This window comes from Halorubrum sp. Atlit-28R (genome assembly GCF_003665955.1).
Taxonomy (GTDB): Archaea; Halobacteriota; Halobacteria; order Halobacteriales; family Haloferacaceae; genus Halorubrum; species Halorubrum tropicale.
Window position 1 is genome coordinate 260190 of sequence record NZ_QPLS01000003.1, and the last position, 26256, is coordinate 286445.

Consider the following 26256-nt stretch of genomic DNA (forward strand, 5'->3'; position numbering starts at 1 on the left):
GCCCGCCTCGCGGCTGGGGCTTCGGTGGCGTCCGTGTCGATCGCCAGTTTACAAGTGTCACCTTCGTACGGCCGAGCGACCGGGGCTTCGGCGCGCTCGGCCCGCGGACCGTCCACAACGAAACCGGTCACGTACGCGGCCGTGACCTTATGAGAGCGGGCCGCCAACTCCGGATCGATGGCGGACCGACCCGGCGGTGACGAGAGCGTCTCGACGATCGCCGACCGCGAAAGCGCCGACGACGTGGACGCCGACGCCCGCTCCGACACCGACGCCCGCTCCGACACCGACGCCCGCTCCGACACCGACGCCCGCTCCGACACAGACGTCCTCTCGGACGCCGAGGCCCTCCCCGACGACCTCGACGACGCGGGCGTCGACGAGGCGGTGAAGCGCCGGCTCCGCGAGGCGTACCTCAACGACGAGGAGAACGCGCTGATCGTCACGCGGGTGCGCTCCGTCGGCGACCGCGTCGCCGTCGAGATGCGCCCGCCCCACGGCGACGCCACGCACACCGAGCGGTTCGACGCGCCCCGCGACGGATCGCTTCAGGAGTCCGAGGCGTTCCTGGGGTTCTTGGAGGCCGCGGGCGTCTCGCCGCTCGACGTCGACGAGCTCGTCGGCAGCCGCGTGCCGGCGACGTACGACCCGGAGACGGGCTGGCGGGTCGACGCCGCGTACCGTGGCGACGACGACGCCGAGGAGTCGGGGCGGCTCGCCGACGCCCGCGAGTGGCTGTGGACCTACCGGGCGTGGCTGCTCGCGGCGCTGCTCGTCGGCGGCGAGCTCGCCTTCGTCGCCGTGATCATCCTCGTGTACGCCTGAGCCGCGGACGCGACGCGCCGCGGCTCAGAGCACGCGGAGCCGGTATCCCTCGGCGGCGGTCTCGTCGGTGACGCGGCCCGTTTCCAGCGCCGCGTCGAGAATCTCGACGACGAACTCCTTCGGCACCTCGACGCCGATGAAGTCGGTCCCCTCGCGCGCCGTCGTGAGCCGCGCCATCGTTCGCTTCGTGCCGTCGTCGTTGTAGATGCTCCCCACGCGCTCGCCGTCGCGGCGGAACCGCAGCGTCACGTCGGTGGGTTCGAGCGCGTCGAAGCGCACCTCGAACACCCGGTCGTCGCTCTCCAGCCGCGCGAGGATCGCGCCGTCGTGCTCGACCACGGTGGTCTCCATACCCTCGCTACGGGCTCGACGCATATAACGGCGGCACGCGTTCGTGTTGCACGCGGGCGCGACGGGACGGCGTCAGGCCGCGTCCTCGGCGTCCAGGTAGCCGTTGACCAACTGCGGCGCCACGACGCCGACGAATAGCAGGACGCCGATCAGGACGGTGTCGCTCAGGCTCGTCGCGACGCGACCGCCGTACGCCAACGCCAACCCGACCGCCATGAACAGGAGGATGACCGCGTTCTCTCGGGAGACCATACGCGTGACTGGCCGATCGAACGGCAAATACTCTTCGGGCGTTACTCGACGCTGCGCCCCTCAGTCGACGGTCGGCGCCGTCTCGTCGGTCGTCCCCGGGATCTCGAGTTCGATCTCGAGCTCCTGTTCGCCGTACCCCTCGTAATCGATCTCGAGTTCGACGGGCTCGCCGAACGCGAACGGTAGCGTCCACTCGTCGCCGGTAAGGGTCAGCTCGTCGCCCGCCTGAAGCTGTTCGCCGACTTCGACCAGGAACCGGCCGGCCTCGGCGGCGGTCAGGCGGTACTCCTGTTCGAAGTCGCGGCCCTCTCTGATGAGGGTCAGGTCGTCTTCGGACTCATCTCGCGAGTCGGTATCCGTCTCTGTCATCTCCCGTCAGTTACCGGCGCACGCGAATAAGCTGCGCGGTGGGGCCCCGAATGCGCTCGTCACTTCCCCCAGAAGGGGTCGCGCTTACGGCGCGTCTCCAGGTAGCCCTGGAGCGCCTCGCGCTCGTCGGCGGTGATCTCCTCTTTCAGCTCCTGTTCTAAGATCTTCGCGTGCTTCTCCGGCACCTCGGTCCAGAGCGTGTCGCCCTCCTCGATGCCGCGGCCGACGGTCGGCCCGTCGATGGCGATGCTGACGCGCTCGCCCGAGCGCGCCTCGTCGACGTCCTCGCCCTGCTTCTGAATCCCGGAGAGGCCGCCGACGCGCTCGAACTCGTTGCCCTCGAAGTAGCCGACGTTGCGGTTGTTCTGGAGCGTGCCCGAGATGACCTCGACGCCGACGACCGCGGGGTCGTTCTGCCGGAAGGTGTGGTCGGGGAGGATGCGGAATCGGGCCGGGCGCACCACCTTGTCGAGCACGGTCTCCTGTTGGGCGCGCTGCTTCTCCTCGACGTAGCGCTCGTAGTCCTCGACCAGCTGGTAGATGACCTCGTTCTTGAACAGCTTCACGTCGGCGTTCTCCAAGTCCGACTCCGCGTTCTGGAGGAGGTCGACGTTGAACCCGAGGATGGCCTTGTGCTCGTCCTGGTTCGCCGTCTCCGCGACCGCGATGTCGCGGGGCGCGATGTCGCCGACCTCGGCGCGAAGGATGGGGACCTCGGCCTCCCGGAGGGCGTTCGCCATCGCCTCCAGCGAGCCGAGGGTGTCCGCCTTGACGACGACGCCGTTGTCGGCCGTCTCGACCTCGATCTCGGCCAGTTCGGCCTTCACTTCGTCGACGACCTGATCGACGGTGCGGTCGCGGACGACGCGGACCGGCGCGCCGGCCATCGCCTGATCGAGGTCGGGGGCGGCGATCTTCACGCCGGCCGCGGCGCCGACCTCGCCGACCTTCTCGAACTCCTTTTCGGTGCGGATCTCCGCGAGCGGCCGCGGGCGGAGCAGCGCGCGGATCTCGGTGACGATCGGCTCGTCCTGCCCGCCGACGACGACGGTGTCCCCGTTGCGGATCACGCCGTCGTAGACGACGGTGTCGACGGTGGCGCCGAACCCGCGCTCGTCTTTCACTTCGAGCACCGTCCCCTCGCCCGGGCCGGTGACGTCGATGGCCATCTCCTCTTTCATGAACCGCTGGGAGAGGCCCATCAGGACGGTCAGGAGGTCCGGGACGCCCTCGCCGGTGAGCGCCGACAGCGGGACGACGCCGATGTTCTTCTGGAAGTCCTGGACGCGCCAGTAGAGGTCGGCGGAGAAGCCGGCGTCCGACAGCTGGCCGATGATCTCGTAGAGGTTCTCGTCGAGCATCGACTTCGCGCGCTCGGACTGCGCGTCCATGCTTTTCTGGATCGGGTCGCCGTCCTGCGGGTTCCACCCGGGCGTCGTGTCGACCTTGTTGGCGGCGACGACGAAGGGCGTCCCCGTCCGCCGGAGGATGTCGATCGCCTCCTCAGTCTGCGGCTGGAAGCCGTCGTTGACGTCGACGACGAGCACCGCGATGTCGGCGAGCGCGCCCCCGCGGGCGCGCAGCGTCGAGAAGGAGTGGTGCCCCGGCGTGTCGATGAACAGCAGGCCGGGTAGATCGAAGTCCGACGGGTCGATCAGCTCGCCCGCCATCCCGGAGATGGTGTCGAGCGGGATGTCCGTCGCCCCGATGTGTTGGGTGATCGCGCCGGCCTCGCCCTCGCTGACGGCGGAGCCGCGGATCGTGTCGAGCAGGCTCGTCTTGCCGTGGTCGACGTGGCCCAGCACGGCGACGATGGGGGTTCGCAGGGTGTCCGCGTGTGTGTGGTCGGTCATATGTGATCGCCCCGAGAAGGTTATACCGTTTCATGCGCCCGGCCGTCAGTTAAGCCTTTCAAAACGCCGCGACGAACGGCGGCGGCGAGGGCGCGATCCGCGTCCGTCGCCCGTCCGACGCCCCGTGGCGTTTAATACCGTCGCCCGGAACCGTGGGGGTATGGTCGACATCCTCGCGGAGAACCTCTCCGGGAAGGCGGTGATGAGCTCCGACGGCACGGAACTCGGGGACCTGTACAACATCACGATGAACCTCGAGTCCGGGGAGCTGAACCACCTCCTCGTCAGCCCGCACGAACAGCTCAGACAGGAGCGCGTCGACTTCGAGTTCGACGAGATGGGGCGGCTCCGAGTCCCGGTCGCGAACGTGCAGGCGGTGAAAGACTACATCGTCGTCGCCCGCTGATGCAGGTCCTCGACTCGTCCGCGTTCATCCACGAGTACACGACCGACGAGGACGTGGTCTCCATCCCGGCGGTCCACGAGGAGCTCACCGGCGAGGTCGCGCTCCGGTTCGACGCGATGGAGGGCTCCGGCATGACCGTCCACGTGCCCGCGCCCGAGGCGGTCGACCGGGTCCGCCGGGCCGCGAAGGGCTCGGGCGACGCCGCGGAGCTGTCGGACACCGACGTCCGGCTCATCGCGACCGCCCTGGAGCTTCACGCGACGCTCGTCAGCGACGACTACGCGATGCAGAACGTCGCCGAGCGGCTCGACCTCCCGGTCGAGCCCATCGACAGGGAGGGGATCACCGAGGAGCGGGAGTGGCGCTTCCAGTGCGTCGGCTGTAACCGCACCTTCGACGAGAACAAAGAGCGGTGTCCGATCTGCGGCAGCGACCTGACGCGCAAGAACCCAGCCTGAGTCCCGCGGGCGCCTCCGGAACGCGCCCCCCGAGACGCCGCCGCACACGACCGACCGATTGAACAGGCGCGCCGCCACGCCGAGGCGGGGGCCGCGGACGTGCGCACCGACGACTACGCGGGGTCGCACTGGCTCTCCTCGTTCGCGCTGTACCTGCTGACGCGGAACGAGGCTGGGATCGCGTCCGGCGCCGCTTAGTCGGCTCCCGACGGGTCGCGCGCGTCGCCGGTCCCGCCGTCGGCCCGACCGACCGAGTCGCCGTCGGTCGACCCGACGGCCTCGCCCTCCGCGATGCCGAGGGCGTCGTCCGAGAGGTCGCTCCCGTCGAGCCGGGGGACGCGCTCCCGGAGCCGGGCGGCGGCGGCCCGCGCCTCCGCGAACTCGACCTCGGCGAGCGCGCGCACCAGCGCGGCGGCCCGCTCCGCCCGGGCGTGCTGCCACGACTCCTCGCGCGACTCGTAGGTGCGGATCGCGCGCAGGAAGTCGGCCTCGGAGAACTCCGGCCAGTACGGCGCACAGAAGTAGACGGCCGCCTCGTTGCCGTTCGCGTGCCACGGGAGGAAGTTGGACGTTCGCTCGTCGCCGCCGGTGCGGACGATCAGGTCCACGTCGCGGATCGGCCGGTCGTACAGCCGCTCCTCGACGGTCTCGACGTCGACGTCCTCGGGGGCCATCTCGCCGGCGTCGACGTCCCGGGCGATGGCGCGCGCGGCGTCGAGCAGCTCGGTCCGGCCGCCGTACGCGAGCGCGACGTTGAGCGTGAAGCGGTCGTTACCGTCGGTGCGCCGCTCCGCGTACGCGACCGCGTCGCGGACCCGCGGCGGGAGGCGGGGCACGTCGCCGATGGCCCGGACGCGGACGCCCTGCTCGTGGACGCGGTCGGCGTCGGCGAACTCGCGCAGCTTGCGTTCCAACAGGTCGAAGAGGGGCTCTAGCTCCTCGTCGGGGCGCTCGAAGTTCTCCGTGGAGAAGGCGTAGAGGGTGAGCTCAGAGACGCCGAGGTCGGCGCACCAGTCGAGGACGCGCTCGGTGGTGTCCGCGCCGGCGCGGTGCCCGTCGGGGGCGTCGTCGCCGCGCTCGCGGGCGTACCGCCGGTTCCCGTCCTGGATGACGGCGACGTGGGCGGGGACGTCGTCGATCTCGCGGCGGAGGTGTCGCCGGTACGCGCGCCCGGCGAGGCCGCGGAGTCGGTTCAGCATCTTCCCTGACTCAGACGGCCGAGCGGTATGTACTTTTATCCTCCCGCCGGTCCTTCGGCCCGCAGATGGAGGCCGCCTACGTCGTCAGCGTCGCGATCCGGCTCGACCCGCCGGCCGCCGCCGTCGACCCCGACCGCTTCGAGACGACGGTGGAACTCCCCGCGAGCGAGCCCGGAACCGACGGCTGGCTGTTCTTCCGCGACCGCCTGTGGCGCGGCGAGATCGGCGACGAGCCGTCGTTCCGGCGGTTGGCGGAGGAGCGGCTGGGGCTCGCGGACGCCGGGAGCGTCGAGGTCGTCGCCGCCGACTTTCGGGAGCTGCGCACCGACGGGCCGTACCTCGACGCGCTGACGGCGGCGATCGCCGACGACCTCGGCCGGTTCAACGCCGACTCGGTCGACGAGGTCCTCCGCAAGTACCTCGGCTCGTCGGTCCACGTCCGGGAGTGAGCGGCGGGGTCGGATCGGAACGGCGTCGCGGGGCGAACCCACAACGCACTTGCCCGCCGCCGTCGTACGGAGCGATCCGTGACCCCCGCCGACTACGATTTCCACCTCTTCGACCTCGACGGGACGCTCGTCGACGCCGAGTGGGAGTACACCCGGACGGTGTTCGACCGCGTCGGCGACCGGCTCGGCCGCGAGTTCTCGGACCGCGAGGCGCGCGTCCTCTGGCACGGGCTCGGCGGCTCCCGCGCCGAGACGCTCCGCGGAATGGGGGTCGATCCCGACGCGTTCTGGCCCGCGTTCCACGCCGTGGAGGACCCGGTCGCCCGCGCGGAGGCGACGTACCTCCACGACGACGCCGCGCGACTGCTCGACCGCGTGGGCGAGGTCGGCGGGCCGACCGGCCTCGTCACCCACTGCCAGGAGTTCCTCGCCGAGCCGGTCCTCGACCGCCTCGACCTCGGCGGCCGCTTCGACGCGGTCGTCTGCTGTACCGACGAGACGGGCTGGAAGCCGGCGCCGGACCCGATAGAGGCCGCGACGAGGGAACTCGGCGTCGATCCCGCCCGCCACCGCGGCTACTACGTCGGCGACGGCGAGAGCGACGTGGCGGCCGCCTGGAACGCCGGCCTCGACGCGGTCCACGTCGAGCGCGTCGGCCACGACGAGCGCGGCCGCTGTATCCTCGGGGACCGGCGCGTGCGCCGCCTCGACGAACTGGTCGGCGGCGAGGGCCGGACCGACGCCGGCCGGAGCGGCGACGACCCGCTCGGCGCCGGCGAGCCGGTCGACGCGTCGTGAGCGATTTATCCGCCCGCGGGGCGAGGCGCCGACCATGACGAAGTGGTTCCACAGCGGCCGGCGCCGCGACCTCTGCGCGCTCCTGTACGACCACGGCGAGCTGCGCGCGCAGTCGGCGAAGAGCCGGCTGGAATCGCATTACGACGAGCGGATCGACCCCGGGTCCTTCTACGGCACGCTCTCCGCGCTCGTCGAGGCCGGATACCTCGACCGCCGGGCCGAGGGGATCGCCGACGTGTACGCGCTCACCGACGCGGGCGAGGCCGCGCTGCTCGCCCACTACGACTGGCTCGGCGAGCGGATCGAGGGCGGCGACGGGGACGACGGCGACGGGGACGACGGCGACGACGGAAGGTAGCGAGGCGGCGGGCGGGAGGCGGAGCGCCGCGGGCCGGACCTCAAGGATTAACAACTCTGTGGGCGTGAATTAACATATGACAGTCGTCAGCGTGTCCATGCCGGAGGAGTTGCTCGAACGGATCGACCGGTTCGCGGACGAGCACGGGTACACCGGCCGGAGCGAGGTCGTCCGCGAGGCCTCGCGGAACCTCCTCGGGGAGTTCGAGGACGCCAAGCTGGAGGACCGGGCCCTGATGGCCGTGGTGACCGTCCTGTTCAACTACGAGACGACGAGCGTCGAGGAGCGGATGATGCGGCTGCGACACGAGGACGAGGGGATCGTCGCCTCGAACTTCCACAGCCACGTCGGCTCGCAGTACTGCATGGAGCTGTTCGTGCTGGAGGGGGGCTTAGAGGAGATATCGGCGTTCGTCGGGAAGGTCCGCGCGACGAAGGACACGCTCACGGTCGATTACAGCGTCACGCCGGTGGACGAGTTCGGCGCCGGCGCGCTCAGCGACGGCCACGCCCACGGCGGGCACGGGCACGGGGCGTCCGAGGAGGCGGAGGGGGAGGCGGACGCGGCCGCCGAGGCGAACGAGGACGACTGAGCGGGCCGCGGCCCGGGAGGACGGACCCGGCCGCTCGCCCGCCTCAGGCGGTCTCGGGGCGGACGGACTCTATCGCCGCGTCGAAGTCCTCCCCGGTGATCCCGACCTCGTCTGCGTGGTCGTTGGCCGCCTCGCCGTGCTCGTCGGCGACGCGCTCGATGGCGCGCATCGCGGCCGCCCGCGACAGCGAGGCGATCTCCGCGCCGGAGTACCCCTCGGTCTCGTCGGCGACGCGCTCCAGGTCCACCCCGTCGGTCAGCGGCTTGTCGCGGGTGTGAACCTCCAGAATCTTGCGCCGGGCCTCGCGGTCCGGCTCCGGCACCTCGACGTGGGTCTCCAGGCGCCCGGGGCGGAGCAGCGCCGGGTCGAGCGCGTTCCGCCGGTTCGTCGCCGCGAGGACGACGAGGTTCGGGTTGTCGCTGGCGCGGTCGAGCTCGGTCAGGAGCTGTGAGACGACGCGCTCGCTCACGCCGGAGCCGTCGCCGCCGGCCGCGTCGCGGTCGGTCGCGACCGCGTCGATCTCGTCGAAGAAGACGATGGCCGGCGCGGCCTGTCGGGCCCGGTCGAACAGCTCGCGGACCGCCTTCTCCGACTCGCCGACGTACCGGTCGAGCAGCTCCGGCCCCGCGACCTGGATGAAGTTGACGCCGCTCTCGCCCGCGATGGCGCGCGCGAGCAGCGTCTTCCCGGTCCCCGGCGGGCCGTACAGCAGGACGCCGGTCGGCGGGTCCGCGCCCGCCGCGTCGAACAGCGGGCCGTACGACAGCGGCCACGTCACGGCGCGGTCGAGCTCCGCCTTCGCGTCGTCTAAGCCCCCCACGTCGGCGAAGTCGGTCGTCGGCTGCTCGGCGACGTACTCGCGCATCCCGCTCGGCTCGACGTTCGCGTGCGCGGCCTCGAAGTCCGCCTTCCCGACCGTCACCTCGTTCAGCGCGCGGGAGTCGGACTCCCGGGCGCGGCGGAGCGCGGTCATCGCCGCCTCCTGCGCGAGCCCCTCGATGTCGGCGCCGACGAACCCGTGCGTCCGGCTCGCGATCCGGTCTAAGTCCACGTCGTCCGCGAGCGGCATCCGGCGGGTGTGGACGTCGAGGATCTGGCGGCGCCCGGACTCGCCGGGGACGCCGATCTCGATCTCGCGGTCGAACCGGCCGCCCCGCCGGAGGGCGGGGTCGATGGTGTCGACGCGGTTCGTCGCGCCGATGACGATCACGTCGCCGCGCGCGTCGAGCCCGTCCATCAGCGAGAGCAGCTGGCCGACGACGCGGTTCTCGACGTCGCCGCCGTCGTCGCGCTTGCCCGCGATCGAGTCGATCTCGTCGAAGAAGACGATGGCCGGGGCGTCCTCGCTCGCGCGCTTGAACACCTCGCGGAGCCGCTCCTCCGACTCCCCCTTGTACTTCGACATGATCTCCGGGCCGTCGACGGTGATGAACGTCGCGTCGACCTCGTTGGCGACGGCGCGGGCGATGAGCGTCTTCCCGGTCCCCGGCGGCCCGTGGAGGAGGACGCCCTTCGGCGGGTCGATGCCGAGCCGGGTGAACACCTCCGGCTCGGAGAGCGGCAGTTCGATCGTCTCCCGGACCAGCTCCAACTCCTCGTCTAACCCCCCGATGTCCTCGTAGGTCGCGCCCGCGGTGTGCTCGGCCGGCGGGGCGTCGCCGCCCTTCGGACGGGCGTCGTCGCCCGGGCGGTCGGTCCCCGAGCCGGCGGCGGACCCGGACCGGTCGTCGGCCGACGCGCCTCCGCGGCCGCCCGCGTCCGCCCCGTCGCCGGCGTACTCGACCGACACGTCCGTCGCCGCCGTGATGCGGACGGTCCCCGCGGGCGACGTCCGCGCCACCACGAAGCGGAGACCGCCGAGCCGCTCGACGTGGACGGCCTCGCCCTCGGTGACGGGGCGGTCGCGGAGCTCCCGGGAGAGCGCCCGCTCGACCACCTCGCGGCTCACGTCCACCTCCGCGAGGCGGCCGGGGGCGGTCAGCGTCGCGCGGTCGGCGTCGGACACGTCGACCGGGGCTATCGTCACGGTGTCGCCGACCTTCACGCCGGCGTTCGCGCGGGTGTCGGCGTCGATGAGGACGGAGCCGTCGCCGGCGTCGGGACCGCCCGGCCACACCTTCGCGACCGCGGTGCGCTCGCCGCGCACCTCGACGGTGTCGCCGCTGAGGAGGGCGAGCCGCTTGCGGGCCGACTCGGGGAGCCTGGCGATGCCCCGGCCCGCGTCCCGCTTCTCGGCGGCACGCACCGTGAGCCGGAGCCCTGCGGTGTCGTTCATACCACTCGTTCTCGCCGGCGGCTCTTTACAGTTGTCCGACACCGTCGTGAACCGGTTCCCGACCATAGCTGTGGGATTGAAACAGCCGTGCGGGAACGGCGATTATGTATAAAGGAGGATACGGTCGGCGCGTGCCTGCGAGCGGTCGCCCTCGGCGACCGCGAGCCAGCACGCGCGAGGGAGTCGCTGGCGCCGACGGCGCCAGCGACGAGGTTGGGGAGGCGTGAGGTGCGGTTGCGGTGCGGTGCGGGGTGGGGCTCAAAGGGGCAGTCGCGAGGCGGGCGCAGGTGACGCGAGCACCGCAGGGAGCGAACGAAGTGAGCGACTGAGGAGCGCGGCGAGCGTGCGCCCGCCTCGCGACTGGGGCTTTAGAGGTGTTCTCCGCAGCGTCCACGCTCGTTTATGAGTGTACCACCGCCCGATCCGATCCGCCCCGGTCCCGCGAGCACCGACCGCAACCCCCTTCCCTCGGCCGGCCGCGATAGCTGGTATGCAACCGACGGGACACCTGCGGGGCGACGCGGTCCGCGTCGGCGGGGACGCCCGCCAGCGCTTCTACGACGCCCGGGGGTACGGGCGACCGCTCGACGGCAACGAGATCGCGCTCTCGCGGGTCGAGGCCGCCCACCTGCTGTTCCGCGGCGACCTCTCGGGGATAGAACTCGGCGGCGACGGGAGCGCCGAGACCGACGCCGACCCGGTCGGCTTCGAGCGCTTCTTCGTCGCGAGCGCCGCCGCGGCCGACCGCTTCGCGGTGCGGTTCCTCGTCTACTCGGACCTCCGCGACCGCGGCTTCTACCTCTCGCCCGCCCGCGAGCCGTGGCCCGGCGGGCGAGACGCGGCGAGCGACGCGGTCGACTTCGTCGCCTACGAGCGCGGCGCGACCCCCGACACGGGGAACGTGAAGTACCCAATCCAGGTCGTCGGCGAGCGCGAGTCAATCGCGGCCGCCGGGCTCGCGGGGCGCACGCTCGCGGTCGTCGACGAGGAGTCCGACATCACCTACTTCGCGGCCGAGAAGGGCGCGATCGACGGCGCGACGGGGTACGAGCCGCCGGCGGCCCTGAGCGGCGTCCTCCTCGCGGACCGCGTCGTCGTCTGGGACGCCCCCGAGGGGCTGTACGAGCGCGGCTTCTACGGGCGCCCGCTCACCGGACGCGCCGCCGACGTCGAGGGCGCGCTCCAGCTCTCCCTCGTCGAGGCCGCGTCGCTGGCCGCCGACGGACGCCTGTCGCTGTCGGCGTCGGTCGGGAATCCCGAGGCTGCGGACGCGGAATCGGGGGACGCCGCCGCCCGGATCGTCGCCCGCGGCCGCGACGTGGAGGGCGAGCGGTTCGATCGCCGGCTCGCCGTCTACCGGCGCCTCCGCGCGGCCGACGCGGTGCCGAAGACCGGCTTCAAGTTCGGCGCCGACTTCCGGACGTACCTCGACGTGGAGACGGTCGAGGACCTCCCGCACTCCGAACACCTCGTGCGCGTGGTGGGGCCGGGCCACGAGTTCTCGCCCCGAGAGCTCTCGCTCGACGTGCGGCTCGCGGGCGGCGTCCGCAAGGAGATGGTGTTCGCCCTGACCGAGGTCGGCGACGGGCGTCCCGGCGACAGCGCAGACGTGGAGTGGCTCGCCGTCGACCGGCTGACGCCCTGACGCCCGGGTCGGCGCGAACAGAAGGCTTTTTTGACCGCTCGCCGTCGTCGCGTCCATGCCGTTTCCCTCCGCGTCCGACGCCGAGTCGGGCACGTACGACATCTCGACCGTCGACCTCAGCGACGACCGCTACGAGGTGAAACAGTCGCTGGTCCGGAACAAGTACGCCGTCCGCGACAGCGCTGGCGACGTCGTCCTCCGCGGGAAACAGAAGATGTTCAAGCTGAAAGAGGAGTTCCCGTTCGTCACCGGGGACGACGAGGACGCCTTCTCGGTGAAGGCGGGCGGGATCGTCGACATCGGCGGCAACTACGCCATCGTCGACGCGGGCACCGGCGAGGAGGTGGTCGTGCTCGACGAGGACTACTCGCTGTTCGTCGAGAACTGGACGGTCCGCGACCCCGACACGGGAGAGGCGCTGGCGACGATCGAATCCAAGAACAAGCTGCTGTCGGCGCTCCGGCACCTCGTCGGCGCCGCGAACCTGATCCCGAACAAGTACGAGATATTCGACGCCGACGGCGGCCACGTCGGCGACATCGAGGGGCAGTTCTCGATGCGGGACGCCTACACGGTCACCATCGACGACGCGAGCGACGTGCCCAAGGAGGCGGTGATCGCCGCCGCCTGTATCCTCGACGCCCTGGAGAACCAGTAGCGGCGCTCGCGGCGCCCCGGTGGAAACCGCGGCCGCGCTACGGTCGGAACTCGTCCGCGTAGTCCGCGACGAACTCGCGGACCGTCCGCGGCGGGCGCCCGAGGACCGCCTCGACGTCGCCCGTCGTCCGGCCGGAGCGACCCAGCCGCACGACCGAGTACTCGGCGGTCATGAACGCGACGAACCCCGGGGAGAAGCCGCGTTCGTACATCCGCCGCGCGAACGTCAGTCGCGACGGGTCGGCGTACGCGATCGGTCTGTCGAGCACCGCCGCGAATATCTCGGCCACCTCCTCGAAGTCGAGCGCGGCCGGGCCGGTGAGGTCGTACGCCCGGTCCGCGTGACCCGACTCGGTGAGCGCCCGCGCGGCGACCGCCGCGACGTCCCGCGCGTCGGTGAAGCTCAGGACGCCGTCGCCGGCCGGGACGAATATCTCGTCGCGCTCGACGATCTCTCGGCGGTGGATCTCGCTCAGGTTCTGGGCGAACCACGAGGCGCGGAGGAACGTGTGGTCCATGCCGGTCCCGGCGAGGTGGCGCTCGATCCGACGATGGGGGAGGACCGGGAACTTCTCCGCGCCGAGGATCGAGAGGAAGACCACGTGCTCGACGCCCACGCGGTCGGCGGCGTCGGCGAACTCGCGGACGTCGCTCACCGCGCTCCCCGGCGGGTACAGGAGGAAAAGTCGGTCGACGCCAGCCAGCGCCGCCCCCCACGTCTCGGGGCGACCGAGGTCGAACGCCACGGGCTCCGGGCCGTCGCCGAACGCGTCCCGCGCGTGCTCCGGGCTCCGGGTCGCCACGCGGACGGACGCGTCCCGGTCCGCGAGCGCTCTGACGAGCGGATCGCCGACGGTCCCCGTCGCACCGGTGACCAGTAACCGTTCGGTCATCGCTCGTCCGCGACCTTCGGCATCTCGCCGACGTATTCGACCCCTTCGAGGCAGTCGAGGACGAACGCGGCGACGTTCGCCCGCGCGGCGGCGTCGCGCACCCCGAGCGTGAGGTCCGTCCCGTGTCGGAACGCGCCCGCGTGCGCGGCCTCGGTGAGGCGCGGGGCGCGAACGACCGTCCAGCGCGCGTCGCTGGTCCGGACGGTCTCGACGTGGTCGCGGGCGTCTTCGAGGGCCGCCCGCGCCAGCAGCTTCAGGAGCGACTCCATCACCCTCCCGCCGAGACTCACCGACTCGCCCGCCTCCCTGACACCCGCGCCGACGAGCGTCACGAAGCGATCGACGCCGTGCTCGTCCATCGCCGCGAGCACGTGCTCGCCGGCCGCCGTGAGGAGGTCGTCCGGGCTCCCGTCGGTCTGTCCGAGGACGCTGACGACGGCGTCGATCGGGGTTCCGTCCCCGCCGACGGCGCGGTCGACGCCGTCGCCGGTGTACGCGTCGCCCGCGACGACGGCGACCCGGTCGTCGTCCCGGACCGACGACGAGAGGCTCGCGGGGTCCCGGACGAACGCGACCACCTCGTGCCCGCGGTCGAGCGCCTGTTCGACGAGCGGCCGGCCGGTTCGTCCCGACGCACCGAGTACTGCGATTCGCATACCCGAGAGTGGCGCGCCGAGGACATATACTTGTGACTTCGAAGCTTCGAAGTATTAGCCCGCATTCGGCCTGTATCCCAAAGATACAATAGCAATAGCGCACAGTGATCGCTCGATGAACGGACAGAGCGATGTGCCGGACGTGCCCGGACTGAGCGGGGGGTTGACTCGCGCGGAGGCGACCGCCCTCCGCGAGTCGTTCGCCCCGGAGGAGCAGGAGCGCATCGGTCGGACGGTGGCCGAGCTCCTGGATCTCCTCGGAAAGGCCCACACGATGGCGGTGTTGAGCGCGTTCGCGTTCGCCGAGGACTCGCTGCGGTTCAGCGACTTGGAGAGCGAACTCGACGCCGCCCCGAACACGCTCTCGGCGCGGTTGAAGGAGCTGACCGAGGCGGGGCTGCTCGACCGCGAGGCGTACGACGAGGTGCCGCCCCGGGTGGAGTACACGCCGACGGAGAAGGCGGAGTCGCTGTTCCCCGCCTTCGCGCACCTCCACCACTGGGCGATCGAACACGAACTCTGACGTACCGAGCGGTCCACCGCGCTCGCCGACTTCAATTTTCGTAGTAACAATGGACGTTCGAAGTCGGGAGTATATGCCGCCGGGTCCGGTAATACGGATATGCCTACACAGGACACGGCGGGGCCGAGCGATCGGTCCCGAGACGGCAGCGCCGGCGAGCCGGCGTCCGCCGCCGCGATCGACGTCGACGGGCTCGAACTCACCTACGCGGACGGGACCGTCGCCGTCGACGGGATCGACATGACCGTTCCCGAGGGGGAGTTCTTCGGCTTTCTGGGGCCGAACGGGGCCGGCAAGACGACGACGATCAAGGTCTTCGCGACGCTTCTGTCCCCGACCGGCGGAACGGTCCGGGTCAGCGGCTTCGACGTGCGCTCCGACTCCCGGAAGGTCCGCGAGTCGATCGGGTACATGGCTCAGGAGACGAGCATCGACCCCGAGCTCACCGCCGCGGAGAACATCCGGTTCGCCTGCGAGGCGTACGGAGTCCCGCGGGACGAGCAGTCCGAGCGGGTCGACGAGCTGCTCGACCTCGTCGACCTGGCGGACGTGGCCGACAAGCGGGCCGAGGAGTTCTCGGGCGGGATGAAAAAGCGGCTCGACGCCGCGACGGCGCTGGTCCATCGACCGCCGCTCGTCTTCCTGGACGAGCCGACGACGGGGCTCGACCCGAAGGCCCGTAACCGACTGTGGGAGTACTTCCGACGCATCAACGACCTCGGGACGACGATCTTCCTGACGACGCAGTACCTGGAGGAGGCGGACCAGCTCTGCGACCGGCTGGCGGTCATCCTCGACGGCGAGATCGTCGCGGACGGGAGCCCGAGCGAGCTCAAACGCGAGGTCGGGGGTGAGGTCCTCGACGTGGAACTGGAGGGCGACGGGACGGCAACCGAGCGGGCCGCGGCGATAGCGCGGGAGTTCGACGCCTTCGCGGACGCCTCGGTCGCCGAGACCGAGGAGGGGATCAGCGTCACCGCGGAGACGGCCCGGGAGCACGGCACCGACCTCCTCGTGGCGCTCCGGGACGCGGACGTAACGGTGACCGGGTTCAACATCCGCGCGCCGACGCTCGACGACGTCTTCCTCGCGATCACCGGGGAAGAGCTCGACATCGACGACGAGGAGGTGGCGCGATGAGCGCGCCCGCGAACGACCGCTCGGGGTCGAGCGCGCGCTCCGGGAACACGTTCGTCGGCGACGCGTGGGTGAACTTCAAGCGGTGGAACCGCAAGGCCGTGCGGAACCCGTTCGTCCTCGTCGTCTCGCTCGTCCAGCCGATCATCTTCCTCGTGCTGTTCACGGAAGTGTTCGGAAACGTCGCGGGCGGCGCGGTTAACCGAGGGCTGCCGGGTATCAGCTACGAGACGTATCTCGTGCCGGCGATCACCATTCAGGTGGCGCTCGCGGCGGCGATCACCTCCGGCGTCGGGCTCGTGAACGACATCGAGAACGGCATGTTCGAGAAGGTGCTCGTCACGCCGATGAGCCGCACGGCCGTCTTCGTCGGCAAGACCGCCGCCGAGGTGTTCCGGATCGCGGTCCAGATCGCGATCATCCTCGGGCTCGGCGTCCTCCTCGGCGCCGACATCGTCACCGGCGTCGCCGGGGCGGCGGGGATCGTCGCGGTCGGGATCCTGTTCTCGCTCTGGTTCGTCGCGTTCTCGAACGCCGTCGCGATCCTCACGCGAGACCAGGAGTCGACGATCATCAGCGCGAACCTGCTGCAGTTCCCGCTGCTGTTCCTGTCGAGCGCGTTCCTCCCGCTCGAAGCGCTCCCGGGGTGGATCCAGACGTTCGCCCGCGTCAACCCCGTGACCTACGGCGTCGACGCCGCTCGCTCGCTCATGATCGACCAGGACGTGATGACGGTCATCGACGTCGCGTGGTTCGGCGGGACGCTCGACGGCGTCGCGCCCGGCGTCGCCGTGCTCGTCGGGCTCGACCTCGTGTTGGGCGCCGTCGCCGTCGTGCTGCTCTCCCGCGCGTCGAGTTCGGACGTGAAGTAGGTGGAAGCGCCGACGCCGCTTCGGGGCGCGAGCGGTCGGAGGGCGTGCCCTACTCCCCGCCCAGCTTCGACTCGCCGACCGCGTCGCCGCCCTCGATGACCTCGGTGCCGCCCATGTACGGGCGCAGCGCCTCGGGGACGGTGACGGTGCCGTCGTCGTTCTGGTAGTACTCCAGGATGGCGACGACGATCCGCGGGACCGCGAGCCCCGAGCCGTTCAGGGTGTGGAGGTACTCCGCGGACTCGTGGTGCTCCTCGCGGTACCGGATGCCGGCGCGGCGCGCCTGGAAGTCCTCGAAGTTCGAGACGGACGAGACCTCCAGCCAGCGGCCGCCCTGCTCGGGGCCCTCGTCCATGTCGTCGGCCGGCGCCCACACCTCGATGTCGTACTTCTTCGCCTGCGTGAACCCGAGGTCACCGGTACACATCTCCAGGATGCGGTAGGGGAGTTCGAGGCGGCGCAGGACCTCCTCGGCCTCGTCGACGAGCCCCTCGAAGCGCTCGTCGCTCTCCTCGGGCCGGACGAAGTTCACCATCTCCACCTTGTTGAACTGGTGGACGCGGACGATCCCGCGGGTCTCGGTGCCGTGTTCGCCCGCCTCCTGCCGGAAGTTCGGCGTGTACGCCTGGTACTTCAGCGGGAGGTCCTCGCCGAGGAGGATCTCGTCGCGGTGGAGGTTCGTGACGGGCACCTCCGCGGTCGGGAGCAGCCAGAGGTCGTCGTCGTCGTACGCCTCCTCGTTCGTCCCCTCGACGCGGTAGGCGTCCTCGGTGAACTTCGGCAGCTGGCCGGTGCCGCGCATCGACGCGGAGTTGACCGGGATCGGCGGGAACACGTCCTCGTACCCCTGCTCGCGGTGGACGTCGAGCATGAACTGGATCAGCGCGTGCTCGAGGCGGGCGCCGTCGCCCTTCGCGACGTAGAAGCCGCCGCCCGCGACCTTCGCGCCGCGCTCGAAGTCGAGGATCTGCAGCTCCTCGCCGATGTCGTAGTGCGGCTCGACGTCGGCCGGGAGGTCGCGGCGGTCGTCGAACCCCTCGCGGCGGCGCTCGACGTTCTCGGACTCGTCTTCGCCCACGGGGACCGAGTCCTGCGGGATCTGCGGGAGTTCGAGCAGCGACGCCTCCAACTCGGCCTCCAGCTCGTCGGCGCGCTCCTCGATCGCCTGGAGCTCGGCCTTGAGGTCCTGCGAGCGCTCGATCGCCTCTTCGGCCGCTTCCTCCTTCCCGGCCGCCTTCAGCTCGCCGATCGTCGAGGAGACCTCGTTGCGCTCGTGGCGCAGGTCGTCGCCGCGCTGTTTCAGCTCCCGCCACTCCTCGTCGACGTCGAGTATCCGGTCGAGGTCCACGTCGACGCCCTTGTTGTCGAGCGCCTCGCGGACGACCTCGGGGTTCTCCCGGACGAACTGTCGAGACAGCATTTGGCGGGGATTCCGCGGGACGACCCAAAACCGTATCGGAGCGTCGGCAGCGGTTGGCACGGGGCGGTGCGGCGACGGCGGCCGCCGTCAGTACCCGCCCGGCAGCGCCATCCCGACCGCGAGCGCGACGAGCGGGACCGCGGCGACGGCCGCGTACCACAGCCCAGCGCCGCCGAGGAGGAGGTACGTCGAGACGCCGTAACCGGTCGGGTCCCAGTCGAGCCCGAGCCGCGGGAGCCCGAACACGGCGACCGCCGGCGCGACGAGGCCGACCGCGACCGCGCCGAGCAGCGCCGTGAGCAGGAACCCGGAGCTCCAGGCGGGGCCCGCCTCGGCGGCGCGCGCGACGGTGAGGACGACCCCGGCGAGGTACGGCACCGAGAGCCCGACCGAGACGCCGAGGTAGGAGGGGAGGAGCCGCCCCGTCGGCGGCAGGGCGCGGAACAGCGCGCGGAGGCGCTCGGCGGCGAGGAACGGCGCGCACAGCCCCGCGGCGACGATACCGGGGAAGAGGAACAGCGCGACCGTCCACAGCCAGCCGACGACCGCGTCCGCGACGGCGGGGACCGCGAGGGGCGCGGCCGCGCCCGAGAGCGGGGAGAGGGCACCCGAGAGCGGAGGAGCGGCGCCCGAGAGGGCGGAGAGGGCAGCGACCATGCGCGAGGGAGCCCGCGCCGGCGACAAACGTCTTGCGGTGCCTCGTGGCGGGCCGCCGCGGACCCCGCGACCGGGAACCACCAGCGTTTATCCCGCTCGCCGCGACCGGCCGACAACGATGCTCATCACGGGCGCGACGCTGGCCGACGGCCGGGTTCGAGACGTGCGGATCGGCGACGACGGACGGATCGACGCTGTCGCCGGAGGGCTCGGGGCCGACGCCGGCGAGCGCGTCATCGAGGCCCGCGGGAGGCACCTCCTGCCGGGCGCGGTCGACGTCCACGTCCACTTCCGCGAGCCGGGCGGGAGCCACAAGGAGACGTGGACTTCGGGGTCGCGGAGCGCGGCCGCGGGCGGCGTCACGACCGTCGTCGACCAGCCGAACACCTCGCCGCCCACCGTCGACGGCGCGGCGTTCGACGAGAAGGCCGCGCTCGCGGCCGACTCGCTCGTCGACTACGGGATCAACGGCGGCGTCACGGGGGAGTGGGACCCTGAGGGCCTCTTCGACCGCCCGCTGTTCGCGCTCGGCGAGGTGTTCCTCGCGGACTCGACGGGCGACATGGGCATCGACGCCGACCTGTTCGCCGACGCGCTCGACGCGGCGGCCCGGCGCGACGCCCCCGTCACCGTTCACGCCGAGGACGCGACGCTGTTCGACGAGGGGGCGCTCGACGGCGACCTCGGGGGCGTCGGCACGGCCGCGACCGCCGACGCGTGGTCGGCCTACCGGACGGCCGACGCCGAGGTCGCCGCGGTCGAGCGCGCGCTCGCGGCGGCCGCGGACCGCGACGCGCAGGTCCACGTCGCGCACACCTCGACGCCGGAGGCCGTCGACGCCGTCGTCGAGGCCCGCGACGACGGGGCGGACGCGACCTGCGAGGTCACGCCGCACCACCTGTTCCTCTCCCGCGAGCGGGCGCGGTCGCTCGGGACGTTCGGGCGGATGAACCCGCCGCTCCGCTCGGAGGAGCGCCGCGAGGCCCTGTTCGCGCGGCTCGCCGAGGGCGCGGTCGACGTGGTGGCGACCGACCACGCGCCCCACACCGTCGCGGAGAAGCGCCGCGGGCTCGTCGACGCGCCGAGCGGCGTCCCCGGCGTCGAGACGCTGTACCCGCTCCTCCTCGAATCGGCCCGGACCGGGGAGCTGTCGCTCGAACGCGTCCGCGACGTGGTCGCCGCGAACCCCGCCGAGACGTTCGGCCTCGACCGCAAGGGGCGGGTCGCGGAGGGGCGCGACGCCGACCTCGTCCTCGTCGACACCGCCGACCCGCGCGAGATAGAGGCCGCCGCGCTCCACAGCGCCTGCGGGTGGACCCCCTTCGAGGGGCTCCGCGGCGTCTTCCCGGAGGTCACCCTCGTCCGGGGCGAGGTCGTCTACGAGCGCGACCCGGCGACCGGCGCGGCGTCGTTCGGCGACCCGGTCGGTCGGAACGTCCGGGAGTCGTAGGTCCGCGGCGAACGGCCCGGTCGCGAGGCGCGAATCGTCGCCCGCGACCGTCGGCGCCGAAGGGGCGAAATCGGCCGAGACGAGCGGACCGCCGCCGGCGGAACGCATATGCCGTTGCTCGCCTTACCCGTGGTATATCGATGATCACGGGGAGCATTCGCACGGTCGCCTTCGGACGGGAGCCCGACCCGAACGAGGCCGGCCGAACATGACGGACCCCGGAGAGTCGGGGCCGTTCGGCGCCGGTCCCGCGGAGCCGGTGGACGGCGAGGCGGAATCGACCGGCGGCGAGGTCGGCGGGGCGGCCGCCGCCGCGGGCGTCGACCCCGAGACCCCCGCGGACGTGGCCGCGCTCGCTGACCGCATCGTCGGGGAGGTCGAGGACGTGATCGTCGGCAAGCGCGACGCCGTCGAGCACGTCCTCGTCACCGTGCTGGCGCGCGGGCACCTCCTCGTCGAGGACGTGCCCGGCGTCGGGAAGACGACGCTCGCGAAGTCGGTCGCGCGATCGATCGACGGCTCGTTCAAGCGCGTCCAGTTCACCCCCGACCTGCTGCCCTCCGACGTGACCGGCGTCAACGTGTTCAACCGCCGCACCGACGAGTTCGACTTCCAGCCCGGCCCGGTGTTCGCGAACGTCGTCCTCGGCGACGAGATCAACCGCGCCCCGCCGAAGACGCAGTCGGCGCTGCTGGAGGCGATGGAGGAGAACCAGGTGACGACCGACGGGACGACCCGCGCCCTGCCGGACCCGTTCTGCGTGATCGCGACCCAGAACGACGTCGAGCCGGGACAGACCTACGAGCTGCCCGTCGCAGAGGTCGACCGCTTCACGAAGAAGATCCGGCTCGGCTACCCGGACACCGACGAGGAGGCCGCGATCCTCGGGCGGCTCACCGGCGACCACCCGGTCGACGCGGTGGAGCCGGTGGCGACGGTCGCCGACGTGCGCCGGGCCCGCCGGATCGTCGGCGAGATCGAGGCCTCGGAGGCGGTCCGGGAGTACGTGGCCCGGCTCGCGGTGTTCACCCGCCGGAACGCCAGGCTCGGGGCGAGCCCGCGCGGGAGCCTCGCGCTGGTCCGCGCGTCGCAGGCCCGCGCCGCGCTGGAGGGCCGCGGGTACGTGATCCCCGACGACGTTCAGGCGGAGGCCCCGACCGTGCTCTCGCACCGGATCCGGACCGAGTCGGGCGGAACCGACGGCGCCGACGTGGTTCAGGACGCGCTCGACCGGATCCGCGTGGAGTGACGAGATGACGCCGACACCGCCCTCGATCGGATGACGCCCGAACTCACCCGCCGGGGGCGCGTCGCCGGCGCCGTCGGCCTCGTCGCGGCCGCGAGCGCGCTCGCCGCCGGCGGCCGCGCACTCGACGCCATCGTCATCCCCGTCGCCATCGCGCTCGCGGCGGGCTACGTCCAGGTGTCGCGCGTCGACGCCCCGACCGTCCGGCACGTGACGCCCGCCGACGGGTTCGTCGGGGAGACGCGCGAGGTCCGCCTGGAGTTCGGCCCGGCGGCGCGGGACGGCGGCGCGTCCTCGTTCCTCGCCGACGTTCGGGTCCGGGTCGACGAGGGGCTCGACGGACCGACGGCGCCGATCCGCGCGGCCGTCGGCACGGAGCCCGTGTCGTACGCCGTCACGTACCGCGAGCGCGGCAAGCGGACGCTCGGCCCGGTCCAGCTCACCGCGACCGACGTGTTCGGCCTCTTCGAGCGCTCGCTGCTCGTCGACGAGACCGACGCGGTGACCGTGTACCCGCCGCGCGACCCGATCCCGGCGCGGTTCCGACGGGCGCTGTACGCGGCCGACGCGGTCGACGTGAGCCGTCAGCGCGAGGAGTTCGACCGCCTGCGGGAGTACACCCGCGGCGACGCGGTCCGCGACGTCCACTGGGCGACGACCGCCAAGCGCGACGAGATCGTCGTCAAGGAGTTCGCGGCCGAGACCGCGCGGAACCGGGTGACGATCGCGGGCGGGACGGAGGTCAGCGGCGGCGGGCGCGCCGGCCGCGACGGCGACCCGTTCGGCGGCGTGGGCCGCGACGGCGACGCGGACGCCGACCGAACCGCGAGCGCGGCCGCGGCCGACGAGCTCGCGCGGGCGACCGTGAGCCTCGCGCTGGCGCTGCTCGACGACGGCGTCCCCGTCGACGTGCGGCTGCCCGGCGGGCGGGTCTCGGCGGCCCCCGGCGGCCGCGGGCGGCGCGAGGTGCTGGAGCTGGCGGCGCGGATCGGCCCGGGCGCGGTCGCCGACGACGAGGCCGACGTGACGGTCGTCGCCGGCGCGGACGACGCCCGGTTCCGCGCGGGCGACCGGTCCGAGTCCTTCGCCGACCTGCGCCGCGAGGCCGAGGCGGAGCGCACGGGCGGCGACGGCGCGGGCCGACGGGGCGACGGCACCGGCGCTGGCCGGGCCGACGCGGCGCCGGACGGACGGGAGGTGGCGTCGCCGTGAGCCGCGGGGCGTCCGTCCGGGAGCGGCTCGCCTCGGGCGGTCCCGCCGGGGACGAGCGGCGGCTGGCCGACCCGGCGGTCGTCGGCGTCGCGGTCGTCGCCGCGGCGTACCTCGCCGTGTTCTTCGAGGTGACGAACGTCGTCGGCGGAACGGGGCGGACCGCGGCGGTCGTCGCGGTCGCGGGGCTCGGCGGGGTCGCGCTGGCGCGGGCCGTCGGCGAGCGAACGGCGCTGTGGCTGGCCGGAGTGCTGTTCGCCGCGGGGCTCGCGGGGTACTTCCTCGCGATCCCCGCGAGCCAGCGCGCGCTGTTCACGGTCCGGAGCGTCGCCTTGGACCTCCTCGCGCTGTCGACGGGGCTCTCCGTGCTGCGGCTGGCGCTCGCGGACGTGTGGGTGCTCGCCGTGGCGCCGGTACCGACGTTCCTCGTCGGCTACTTCGCCGGGCGCGGGCGCCACGTCGCGGCCGCGAGCGTCGGCGGCGGGACCCTCGGCTTCCTCGTGCTCACGGGCGACGCGGAGACGGGGGCGGCGGTCGCCGGCGTGGTCGGGCTCGCGCTCGCCGTCGGCCTCTCGACGCTCTCGACGCCGAGTCGGCGCAGAGGCCACGCGGGCACCTTCGCGCTGGTGGTCGCGGCGATGGTCGTCGCGAGCGCGACCGTCACCGTGATCCCGGCGGGCGCGGCGGCGCCGCTGGGCCTCGACCGCGGCACGACGACGCTGGAGTCGAGCCTGAGCGGCGAGGACGAACTCGACGTGATCGGCACCACGCGGCTCTCCCCCGAGGTGCGGTACACGATCGAGAGCCCCGTCGAGCGGAACTGGCACACCGGGGCGTACGACACCTACACCGGCGACGGCTGGGTGCGGACCGGCGAGCGCTCCGCGCTGAACGGCACGCTGGCGGGGCCGCCGGGAGAGGCGGAGACGGTCGACGTGACGGTCACCGCGGAGACGGTGTCGGGCGCGCTGCCCGCGCCCTGGAAGCCCGTCTCGGTCTCGGGCGGCGGGGCGGTCGAGGTCGACGAACGCGGCGGCCTCCGGCTCGCGGCGCCGCTCGAACCGGGCGAGGACGTGACGGTGACGAGCCGCGTCCTCGACGCCGACCCCGCGACGCTCCGGAACGCCAGCACCGACTACCCCGAGGCGATCGAGGAGCGGTACACCCAGCTACCCGAGAGCACGCCCGACCGGGTTGGCGAGCGGACCGAGGAGATACTCGCGGCCGCGGACGTCGAGTCGCCGTACGAGCGGGCGGCCGCGGTCGAGGCGTACCTGCGCTCGGAGTACGACTACTCGCTGACCGTCGAGCGGCCCGAGGGCGACGTGGCCGACGCGTTCCTCTTCGAGATGGACGCCGGCTACTGCGTGTACTTCGCGACGACGATGGCGGCGATGCTCCGGACGCAGGGGATCCCCACGCGGATGGAGACCGGCTACACTCCCGGCGAACGCGTCGGCGACGACGAGTACGTCGTCCGCGGACAGAACGCCCACGCGTGGGTGTCTATCTACGTGCCGGACCACGGCTGGGTGACGTTCGACCCGACCCCCTCGGAGCCGCGCGACGCGGCGCGCGACACCCGGCTCGCGGAGGCGCGCGCCGACGGGGCGGAGAACGTCGACACCGAGGCGTCCGCCCCGGACGCGACGCCGGAGATCGAGCCGAACGAGACCGACGCGGAGGCGACCGACGACGCGGGGGCGTCGGCCAACGGGACGAACGGCTCGGCGACGGCGAACGCGAGCGACGGCGGATCGCTCGGGCCCGGAGCCATCGCGCGGCTCGACGGGACCCAGACGGGGACCGCGCCGTCGACGGCGACCGGCCCGGCGACGGGTGCCGAGGCGAGCGGGAGCGACGGCGGCCCGCTCGGGTCGCTCCCCGACCCGGAGACCGCGCTCTACTGGCTGCTCGTCGCCGGCCTCGCCGTCGCGGGGGTTCGGCGGACCGGCCTCGCGAGCCGCGCGGGCCGGCGGATCGGTCCGTTGCTCCCGCGGCGGCGCGGCGACCCGACCGCGGACGCCGAGCGGGCGTTCGCCGACCTCGAACGGCTGCTCGCCGAGCCATACCGCGAGCGGCGGCCGGGAGAGACCCCGCGGCGCTACGTCGAGACGATGCGGGCGCTCGGCGCCGACGAGCGCGTCGAGACCGTCGCGACCGCGTACGAGCGCGCCGCCTACGCCGGGTCGGTGACGCGGTCCGAGGCCGACGCCGCCCGGCGGGCCGTCCGCGGGCTCGCGCTGGAGCGACTGCCGCTCATCGGGCGGTTCGTCCGCTGATCGGGGGGCTTCCCGACACTATTTAATACGGGCGTCCTGTAGATTCGGGCTGTAATGTCGGAAGTCTGCTCGACGTGCGGACTGCCCCAGGAACTCTGCGTCTGCGAGGACGTCGCGAAGGAGTCCCAGCAGATCAGCATCCGCATCGACGAGCGCAGGTACGGTAAGGAGGTAACGGTCATCGAAGGATTCGACCCGAAGGACGTGGATCTGAGCTCCCTCTCGTCGGATCTCAAGTCGAAGTTCGCCTGCGGGGGCACCGTCGAGGACGGCGCCATCGAGCTCCAGGGGAACCACTCGGGTCGCGTGGAGGACTTCCTCCGCGACAAGGGCTTCAACGTCGCGTGACCGTCACCTGACCGTCCGCCGTCGAGCATCGCTTCGAGCGAGACCGTTTTTTCGCCGCGCCACTCTCCTATTAGCGGCCGTGCGACCCGTCTCACGCGACCACGACTGCGTGACCTCCCTCACGCGACCACGGCGGCTCGCCCGACGACGAAAGCGGCCGCCGCGAGGAAGGTGCCGTACTTGAACCGGCGCTGCGCCGCCGCGGGGTCATCGAACCCCTCGTAGGTCGCGTACAGCATGACCGCGTCGGCGACCGCGACGACCGCGAGGTACGCCGCGCCGAGGGTCCCGGAGAGGTACGGCAGCGGGCTGACGGCGACGGCGACGACGAGCGCGGCCGCGCCGATCCACAGCGCGGTGCGCTCGCCGACCGCGATGGGGAGCGTCGCGAGCCCCTCCTCGCGGTCGCCGGCCACGTCCTCGACGTCTTTGATCACCTCGCGCGTGAACGTCGAGAGCCCCGCGAGCGCCGCGAGGACGAGGACCGCCCGCGGGTTCCCGACCGCGGCGCCGCCGAACAGGAACGTCGAGCCGACGAGGTAGGCGACCAGGGCGTTGCCGAGGCCGGGCGTCCCCTTGAACAGGCTCGTGTAGGTGAGCAGAGCGACGAGGTTCACCGCGGCGATGGCGATTGCCGCCGGGGGGAGCGCGACCGCGACCGCGACGGCGACGGCGAACCAGGTCGCGGCCGTCGCGAGCGCGAGCCGCGGCGGGACGGCGCCGCGCGGGATCGGACGGTCCGGGCGGTTGACGGCGTCTATCTCGCGGTCGAAGTAGTCGTTGATCGCGTTGCCCGCGGCGACCGCGAAGACGGTCGTCGCGGCCGCGAGCGCGGTCGGGACGGCGGCGCCGCTCGCGCCGGCGACGAACGCGCCGGTGGCCGTGAGCACTCCGGCCGCGACGCAGTTGCCGAGGCGGGCGAGCTGGACGAGGCCGCGGAGCGTGTCTCGCACGTCGTCCGCGTACTCCCGCCCGCGAGGAATAAACGGTGCGGGATCCGTCGGGGACCCCCCGTCCCGAAGGCGTTCGCCCGGCCGGGAGCGAGGTCGGATCGACCCGCCACGAACGTTTATCAG

Annotated in this window: 28 protein-coding genes and 1 pseudogene; 18 read left to right on the forward strand and 11 right to left on the reverse strand. The window is 72.5% G+C overall.

The annotated features are described in order from the left end of the window. The first annotated feature begins 177 nt into the window (after nucleotides 1–177). Nucleotides 178–825 (forward strand): hypothetical protein, encoded by a 648-nt coding sequence (locus DVK06_RS06960; RefSeq protein ID WP_121599778.1) that lies wholly within the window; start codon nucleotides 178–180, stop codon nucleotides 823–825. A 24-nt stretch (nucleotides 826–849) separates the two neighbouring features. Here the strand turns inward: DVK06_RS06960 and DVK06_RS06965 are convergent, their stop codons facing one another. The 4 genes from DVK06_RS06965 to infB form a co-directional block, all read right to left on the reverse strand. Beyond that, a complete protein-coding gene (locus tag DVK06_RS06965; RefSeq protein WP_121599779.1) occupies nucleotides 850–1176 on the reverse strand; it encodes a hypothetical protein in 327 nt (108 codons plus the stop codon). Between the two features lie 72 nt (nucleotides 1177–1248). After that, on the reverse strand, nucleotides 1249–1428 hold the full coding sequence (locus DVK06_RS06970) for a hypothetical protein (RefSeq protein WP_053770923.1): 180 nt from the start codon (nucleotides 1426–1428) through the stop codon (nucleotides 1249–1251). Between the two features lie 60 nt (nucleotides 1429–1488). Continuing rightward, the gene (locus DVK06_RS06975; protein ID WP_053770922.1) at nucleotides 1489–1797 is read right to left on the reverse strand and encodes an amphi-Trp domain-containing protein; all 309 of its coding nucleotides are present in this window, start codon (nucleotides 1795–1797) and stop codon (nucleotides 1489–1491) included. 59 nt (nucleotides 1798–1856) lie between these two features. Beyond that, nucleotides 1857–3650 (reverse strand): translation initiation factor IF-2, encoded by a 1794-nt coding sequence (infB, locus tag DVK06_RS06980; protein ID WP_121599780.1) that lies wholly within the window; start codon nucleotides 3648–3650, stop codon nucleotides 1857–1859. Nucleotides 3651–3810: 160 nt separating this feature from the next. On the opposite strand from infB, the gene DVK06_RS06985 reads away from it, so the two are divergent. The 3 genes and pseudogenes from DVK06_RS06985 to DVK06_RS06995 form a co-directional block, all read left to right on the forward strand. Next, a complete protein-coding gene (locus tag DVK06_RS06985) occupies nucleotides 3811–4056 on the forward strand; it encodes a PRC-barrel domain-containing protein (RefSeq protein WP_053770920.1) in 246 nt (81 codons plus the stop codon). Beyond that, nucleotides 4056–4514, forward strand: coding sequence for an NOB1 family endonuclease (locus DVK06_RS06990; RefSeq protein WP_121599781.1), 459 nt, complete (start codon nucleotides 4056–4058; stop codon nucleotides 4512–4514). Before DVK06_RS06985 ends, DVK06_RS06990 begins: the two co-directional genes overlap by 1 nt. A 30-nt stretch (nucleotides 4515–4544) precedes the next feature. After that, nucleotides 4545–4712 (forward strand): annotated as a pseudogene (locus tag DVK06_RS06995) (DUF2891 family protein); the annotation flags it as partial. On the opposite strand, the gene uppS reads toward DVK06_RS06995, so the two are convergent. Further along, nucleotides 4709–5713, reverse strand: a complete 1005-nt coding sequence (gene uppS, locus DVK06_RS07000; protein WP_121599782.1) for a polyprenyl diphosphate synthase — start codon at nucleotides 5711–5713, stop codon at nucleotides 4709–4711. The pseudogene DVK06_RS06995 and the gene uppS overlap by 4 nt on opposite strands. Before the next feature lie 65 nt (nucleotides 5714–5778). On the opposite strand from uppS, the gene lwrS reads away from it, so the two are divergent. The 4 genes from lwrS (at nucleotide 5779) to DVK06_RS07020 (ending at nucleotide 7910) form a co-directional block, all read left to right on the forward strand. Beyond that, nucleotides 5779–6162, forward strand: coding sequence for an LWR-salt protein (gene lwrS, locus DVK06_RS07005; RefSeq protein ID WP_121599783.1), 384 nt, complete (start codon nucleotides 5779–5781; stop codon nucleotides 6160–6162). Nucleotides 6163–6240: 78 nt separating this feature from the next. Then, nucleotides 6241–6960 (forward strand): HAD family hydrolase, encoded by a 720-nt coding sequence (locus tag DVK06_RS07010; protein ID WP_121599784.1) that lies wholly within the window; start codon nucleotides 6241–6243, stop codon nucleotides 6958–6960. Nucleotides 6961–6994: 34 nt separating this feature from the next. Continuing rightward, on the forward strand, nucleotides 6995–7318 hold the full coding sequence (locus tag DVK06_RS07015) for a PadR family transcriptional regulator (protein ID WP_053770913.1): 324 nt from the start codon (nucleotides 6995–6997) through the stop codon (nucleotides 7316–7318). A gap of 76 nt (nucleotides 7319–7394) precedes the next feature. Continuing rightward, nucleotides 7395–7910: a CopG family ribbon-helix-helix protein gene (locus DVK06_RS07020; protein WP_121599785.1), complete on the forward strand. Its 516-nt coding sequence runs from the start codon at nucleotides 7395–7397 to the stop codon at nucleotides 7908–7910. Between the two features lie 43 nt (nucleotides 7911–7953). Here the strand turns inward: DVK06_RS07020 and DVK06_RS07025 are convergent, their stop codons facing one another. Next, on the reverse strand, nucleotides 7954–10185 hold the full coding sequence (locus DVK06_RS07025; RefSeq protein WP_121599842.1) for an AAA family ATPase: 2232 nt from the start codon (nucleotides 10183–10185) through the stop codon (nucleotides 7954–7956). A 490-nt stretch (nucleotides 10186–10675) separates the two neighbouring features. Here DVK06_RS07025 and endA point away from each other — a divergent pair, with 490 nt between their 5' ends. Continuing rightward, nucleotides 10676–11830: a tRNA-intron lyase gene (endA, locus tag DVK06_RS07030; RefSeq protein ID WP_121599786.1), complete on the forward strand. Its 1155-nt coding sequence runs from the start codon at nucleotides 10676–10678 to the stop codon at nucleotides 11828–11830. Between the two features lie 55 nt (nucleotides 11831–11885). Beyond that, on the forward strand, nucleotides 11886–12488 hold the full coding sequence (locus DVK06_RS07035) for a hypothetical protein (protein WP_121599787.1): 603 nt from the start codon (nucleotides 11886–11888) through the stop codon (nucleotides 12486–12488). 37 nt (nucleotides 12489–12525) lie between these two features. Here DVK06_RS07035 and DVK06_RS07040 read toward each other — a convergent pair whose 3' ends face one another. Continuing rightward, nucleotides 12526–13380 carry an SDR family oxidoreductase gene (locus DVK06_RS07040; RefSeq protein WP_121599788.1) on the reverse strand — a complete coding sequence of 285 codons (855 nt, stop codon included), beginning with the start codon at nucleotides 13378–13380 and terminating at the stop codon, nucleotides 12526–12528. Continuing rightward, entirely contained in the window at nucleotides 13377–14036 is a 660-nt protein-coding gene (locus tag DVK06_RS07045) for an NAD(P)-dependent oxidoreductase (protein WP_121599789.1), read from the reverse strand. Before DVK06_RS07045 ends, DVK06_RS07040 begins: the two co-directional genes overlap by 4 nt. 115 nt (nucleotides 14037–14151) lie before the next feature. On the opposite strand from DVK06_RS07045, the gene DVK06_RS07050 reads away from it, so the two are divergent. The 3 genes from DVK06_RS07050 to DVK06_RS07060 all read left to right on the forward strand — a co-directional run bounded on the left by DVK06_RS07050 (nucleotide 14152) and on the right by DVK06_RS07060 (nucleotide 16568). Continuing rightward, nucleotides 14152–14559, forward strand: coding sequence for a helix-turn-helix domain-containing protein (locus DVK06_RS07050; protein ID WP_121599790.1), 408 nt, complete (start codon nucleotides 14152–14154; stop codon nucleotides 14557–14559). A gap of 99 nt (nucleotides 14560–14658) precedes the next feature. Next, nucleotides 14659–15699: an ATP-binding cassette domain-containing protein gene (locus DVK06_RS07055; protein WP_053770907.1), complete on the forward strand. Its 1041-nt coding sequence runs from the start codon at nucleotides 14659–14661 to the stop codon at nucleotides 15697–15699. Next, entirely contained in the window at nucleotides 15696–16568 is an 873-nt protein-coding gene (locus DVK06_RS07060) for an ABC transporter permease (protein ID WP_053770906.1), read from the forward strand. The genes DVK06_RS07055 and DVK06_RS07060 overlap by 4 nt, the downstream gene beginning before the upstream one ends. A 49-nt stretch (nucleotides 16569–16617) precedes the next feature. Here DVK06_RS07060 and serS read toward each other — a convergent pair whose 3' ends face one another. Continuing rightward, nucleotides 16618–17988 (reverse strand): serine--tRNA ligase, encoded by a 1371-nt coding sequence (gene serS / locus DVK06_RS07065; RefSeq protein ID WP_121599791.1) that lies wholly within the window; start codon nucleotides 17986–17988, stop codon nucleotides 16618–16620. An 87-nt stretch (nucleotides 17989–18075) separates the two neighbouring features. Next, nucleotides 18076–18645, reverse strand: coding sequence for a hypothetical protein (locus tag DVK06_RS07070; RefSeq protein WP_121599792.1), 570 nt, complete (start codon nucleotides 18643–18645; stop codon nucleotides 18076–18078). Nucleotides 18646–18763: 118 nt separating this feature from the next. On the opposite strand from DVK06_RS07070, the gene DVK06_RS07075 reads away from it, so the two are divergent. From DVK06_RS07075 to yciH, 5 genes are all read left to right on the forward strand, one after another. Further along, a complete protein-coding gene (locus DVK06_RS07075) occupies nucleotides 18764–20095 on the forward strand; it encodes a dihydroorotase (RefSeq protein WP_121599793.1) in 1332 nt (443 codons plus the stop codon). Between the two features lie 208 nt (nucleotides 20096–20303). After that, a complete protein-coding gene (locus DVK06_RS07080) occupies nucleotides 20304–21344 on the forward strand; it encodes a MoxR family ATPase (protein WP_053770902.1) in 1041 nt (346 codons plus the stop codon). 30 nt (nucleotides 21345–21374) lie between these two features. Beyond that, a complete protein-coding gene (locus tag DVK06_RS07085; protein ID WP_121599794.1) occupies nucleotides 21375–22553 on the forward strand; it encodes a DUF58 domain-containing protein in 1179 nt (392 codons plus the stop codon). Further along, nucleotides 22550–24832 carry a DUF3488 and DUF4129 domain-containing transglutaminase family protein gene (locus tag DVK06_RS07090; RefSeq protein WP_121599795.1) on the forward strand — a complete coding sequence of 761 codons (2283 nt, stop codon included), beginning with the start codon at nucleotides 22550–22552 and terminating at the stop codon, nucleotides 24830–24832. The genes DVK06_RS07085 and DVK06_RS07090 overlap by 4 nt, the downstream gene beginning before the upstream one ends. A 54-nt stretch (nucleotides 24833–24886) precedes the next feature. After that, entirely contained in the window at nucleotides 24887–25180 is a 294-nt protein-coding gene (yciH, locus tag DVK06_RS07095) for a stress response translation initiation inhibitor YciH (RefSeq protein ID WP_004596695.1), read from the forward strand. Nucleotides 25181–25299: 119 nt separating this feature from the next. On the opposite strand, the gene DVK06_RS07100 is transcribed toward yciH, so the two are convergent. After that, nucleotides 25300–26133: a geranylgeranylglycerol-phosphate geranylgeranyltransferase gene (locus DVK06_RS07100; RefSeq protein WP_121599796.1), complete on the reverse strand. Its 834-nt coding sequence runs from the start codon at nucleotides 26131–26133 to the stop codon at nucleotides 25300–25302. Between the last annotated feature and the right edge of the window lie 123 nt (nucleotides 26134–26256).

Excerpts from the sequence above, each read along its gene's own strand:
- DVK06_RS06960 (WP_121599778.1), top strand. The coding sequence starts at position 178 with ATGGCGGACCGACCCGGCGGTGACGAGAGCGTCTCGACGATCGCCGAC.
- DVK06_RS06965 (WP_121599779.1), bottom strand. The coding sequence starts at position 1,176 with ATGGAGACCACCGTGGTCGAGCACGACGGCGCGATCCTCGCGCGGCTG.
- DVK06_RS06970 (WP_053770923.1), bottom strand. The coding sequence starts at position 1,428 with ATGGTCTCCCGAGAGAACGCGGTCATCCTCCTGTTCATGGCGGTCGGG.
- DVK06_RS06975 (WP_053770922.1), bottom strand. The coding sequence starts at position 1,797 with ATGACAGAGACGGATACCGACTCGCGAGATGAGTCCGAAGACGACCTG.
- infB (WP_121599780.1), bottom strand. The coding sequence starts at position 3,650 with ATGACCGACCACACACACGCGGACACCCTGCGAACCCCCATCGTCGCC.
- DVK06_RS06985 (WP_053770920.1), top strand. The coding sequence starts at position 3,811 with ATGGTCGACATCCTCGCGGAGAACCTCTCCGGGAAGGCGGTGATGAGC.
- DVK06_RS06990 (WP_121599781.1), top strand. The coding sequence starts at position 4,056 with ATGCAGGTCCTCGACTCGTCCGCGTTCATCCACGAGTACACGACCGAC.
- uppS (WP_121599782.1), bottom strand. The coding sequence starts at position 5,713 with ATGCTGAACCGACTCCGCGGCCTCGCCGGGCGCGCGTACCGGCGACAC.
- lwrS (WP_121599783.1), top strand. The coding sequence starts at position 5,779 with ATGGAGGCCGCCTACGTCGTCAGCGTCGCGATCCGGCTCGACCCGCCG.
- DVK06_RS07015 (WP_053770913.1), top strand. The coding sequence starts at position 6,995 with ATGACGAAGTGGTTCCACAGCGGCCGGCGCCGCGACCTCTGCGCGCTC.
- DVK06_RS07020 (WP_121599785.1), top strand. The coding sequence starts at position 7,395 with ATGACAGTCGTCAGCGTGTCCATGCCGGAGGAGTTGCTCGAACGGATC.
- DVK06_RS07025 (WP_121599842.1), bottom strand. The coding sequence starts at position 10,185 with ATGAACGACACCGCAGGGCTCCGGCTCACGGTGCGTGCCGCCGAGAAG.
- endA (WP_121599786.1), top strand. The coding sequence starts at position 10,676 with ATGCAACCGACGGGACACCTGCGGGGCGACGCGGTCCGCGTCGGCGGG.
- DVK06_RS07035 (WP_121599787.1), top strand. The coding sequence starts at position 11,886 with ATGCCGTTTCCCTCCGCGTCCGACGCCGAGTCGGGCACGTACGACATC.
- DVK06_RS07040 (WP_121599788.1), bottom strand. The coding sequence starts at position 13,380 with ATGACCGAACGGTTACTGGTCACCGGTGCGACGGGGACCGTCGGCGAT.
- DVK06_RS07045 (WP_121599789.1), bottom strand. The coding sequence starts at position 14,036 with ATGCGAATCGCAGTACTCGGTGCGTCGGGACGAACCGGCCGGCCGCTC.
- DVK06_RS07050 (WP_121599790.1), top strand. The coding sequence starts at position 14,152 with ATGAACGGACAGAGCGATGTGCCGGACGTGCCCGGACTGAGCGGGGGG.
- DVK06_RS07055 (WP_053770907.1), top strand. The coding sequence starts at position 14,659 with ATGCCTACACAGGACACGGCGGGGCCGAGCGATCGGTCCCGAGACGGC.
- DVK06_RS07060 (WP_053770906.1), top strand. The coding sequence starts at position 15,696 with ATGAGCGCGCCCGCGAACGACCGCTCGGGGTCGAGCGCGCGCTCCGGG.
- serS (WP_121599791.1), bottom strand. The coding sequence starts at position 17,988 with ATGCTGTCTCGACAGTTCGTCCGGGAGAACCCCGAGGTCGTCCGCGAG.
- DVK06_RS07070 (WP_121599792.1), bottom strand. The coding sequence starts at position 18,645 with ATGGTCGCTGCCCTCTCCGCCCTCTCGGGCGCCGCTCCTCCGCTCTCG.
- DVK06_RS07075 (WP_121599793.1), top strand. The coding sequence starts at position 18,764 with ATGCTCATCACGGGCGCGACGCTGGCCGACGGCCGGGTTCGAGACGTG.
- DVK06_RS07080 (WP_053770902.1), top strand. The coding sequence starts at position 20,304 with ATGACGGACCCCGGAGAGTCGGGGCCGTTCGGCGCCGGTCCCGCGGAG.
- DVK06_RS07085 (WP_121599794.1), top strand. The coding sequence starts at position 21,375 with ATGACGCCCGAACTCACCCGCCGGGGGCGCGTCGCCGGCGCCGTCGGC.
- yciH (WP_004596695.1), top strand. The coding sequence starts at position 24,887 with ATGTCGGAAGTCTGCTCGACGTGCGGACTGCCCCAGGAACTCTGCGTC.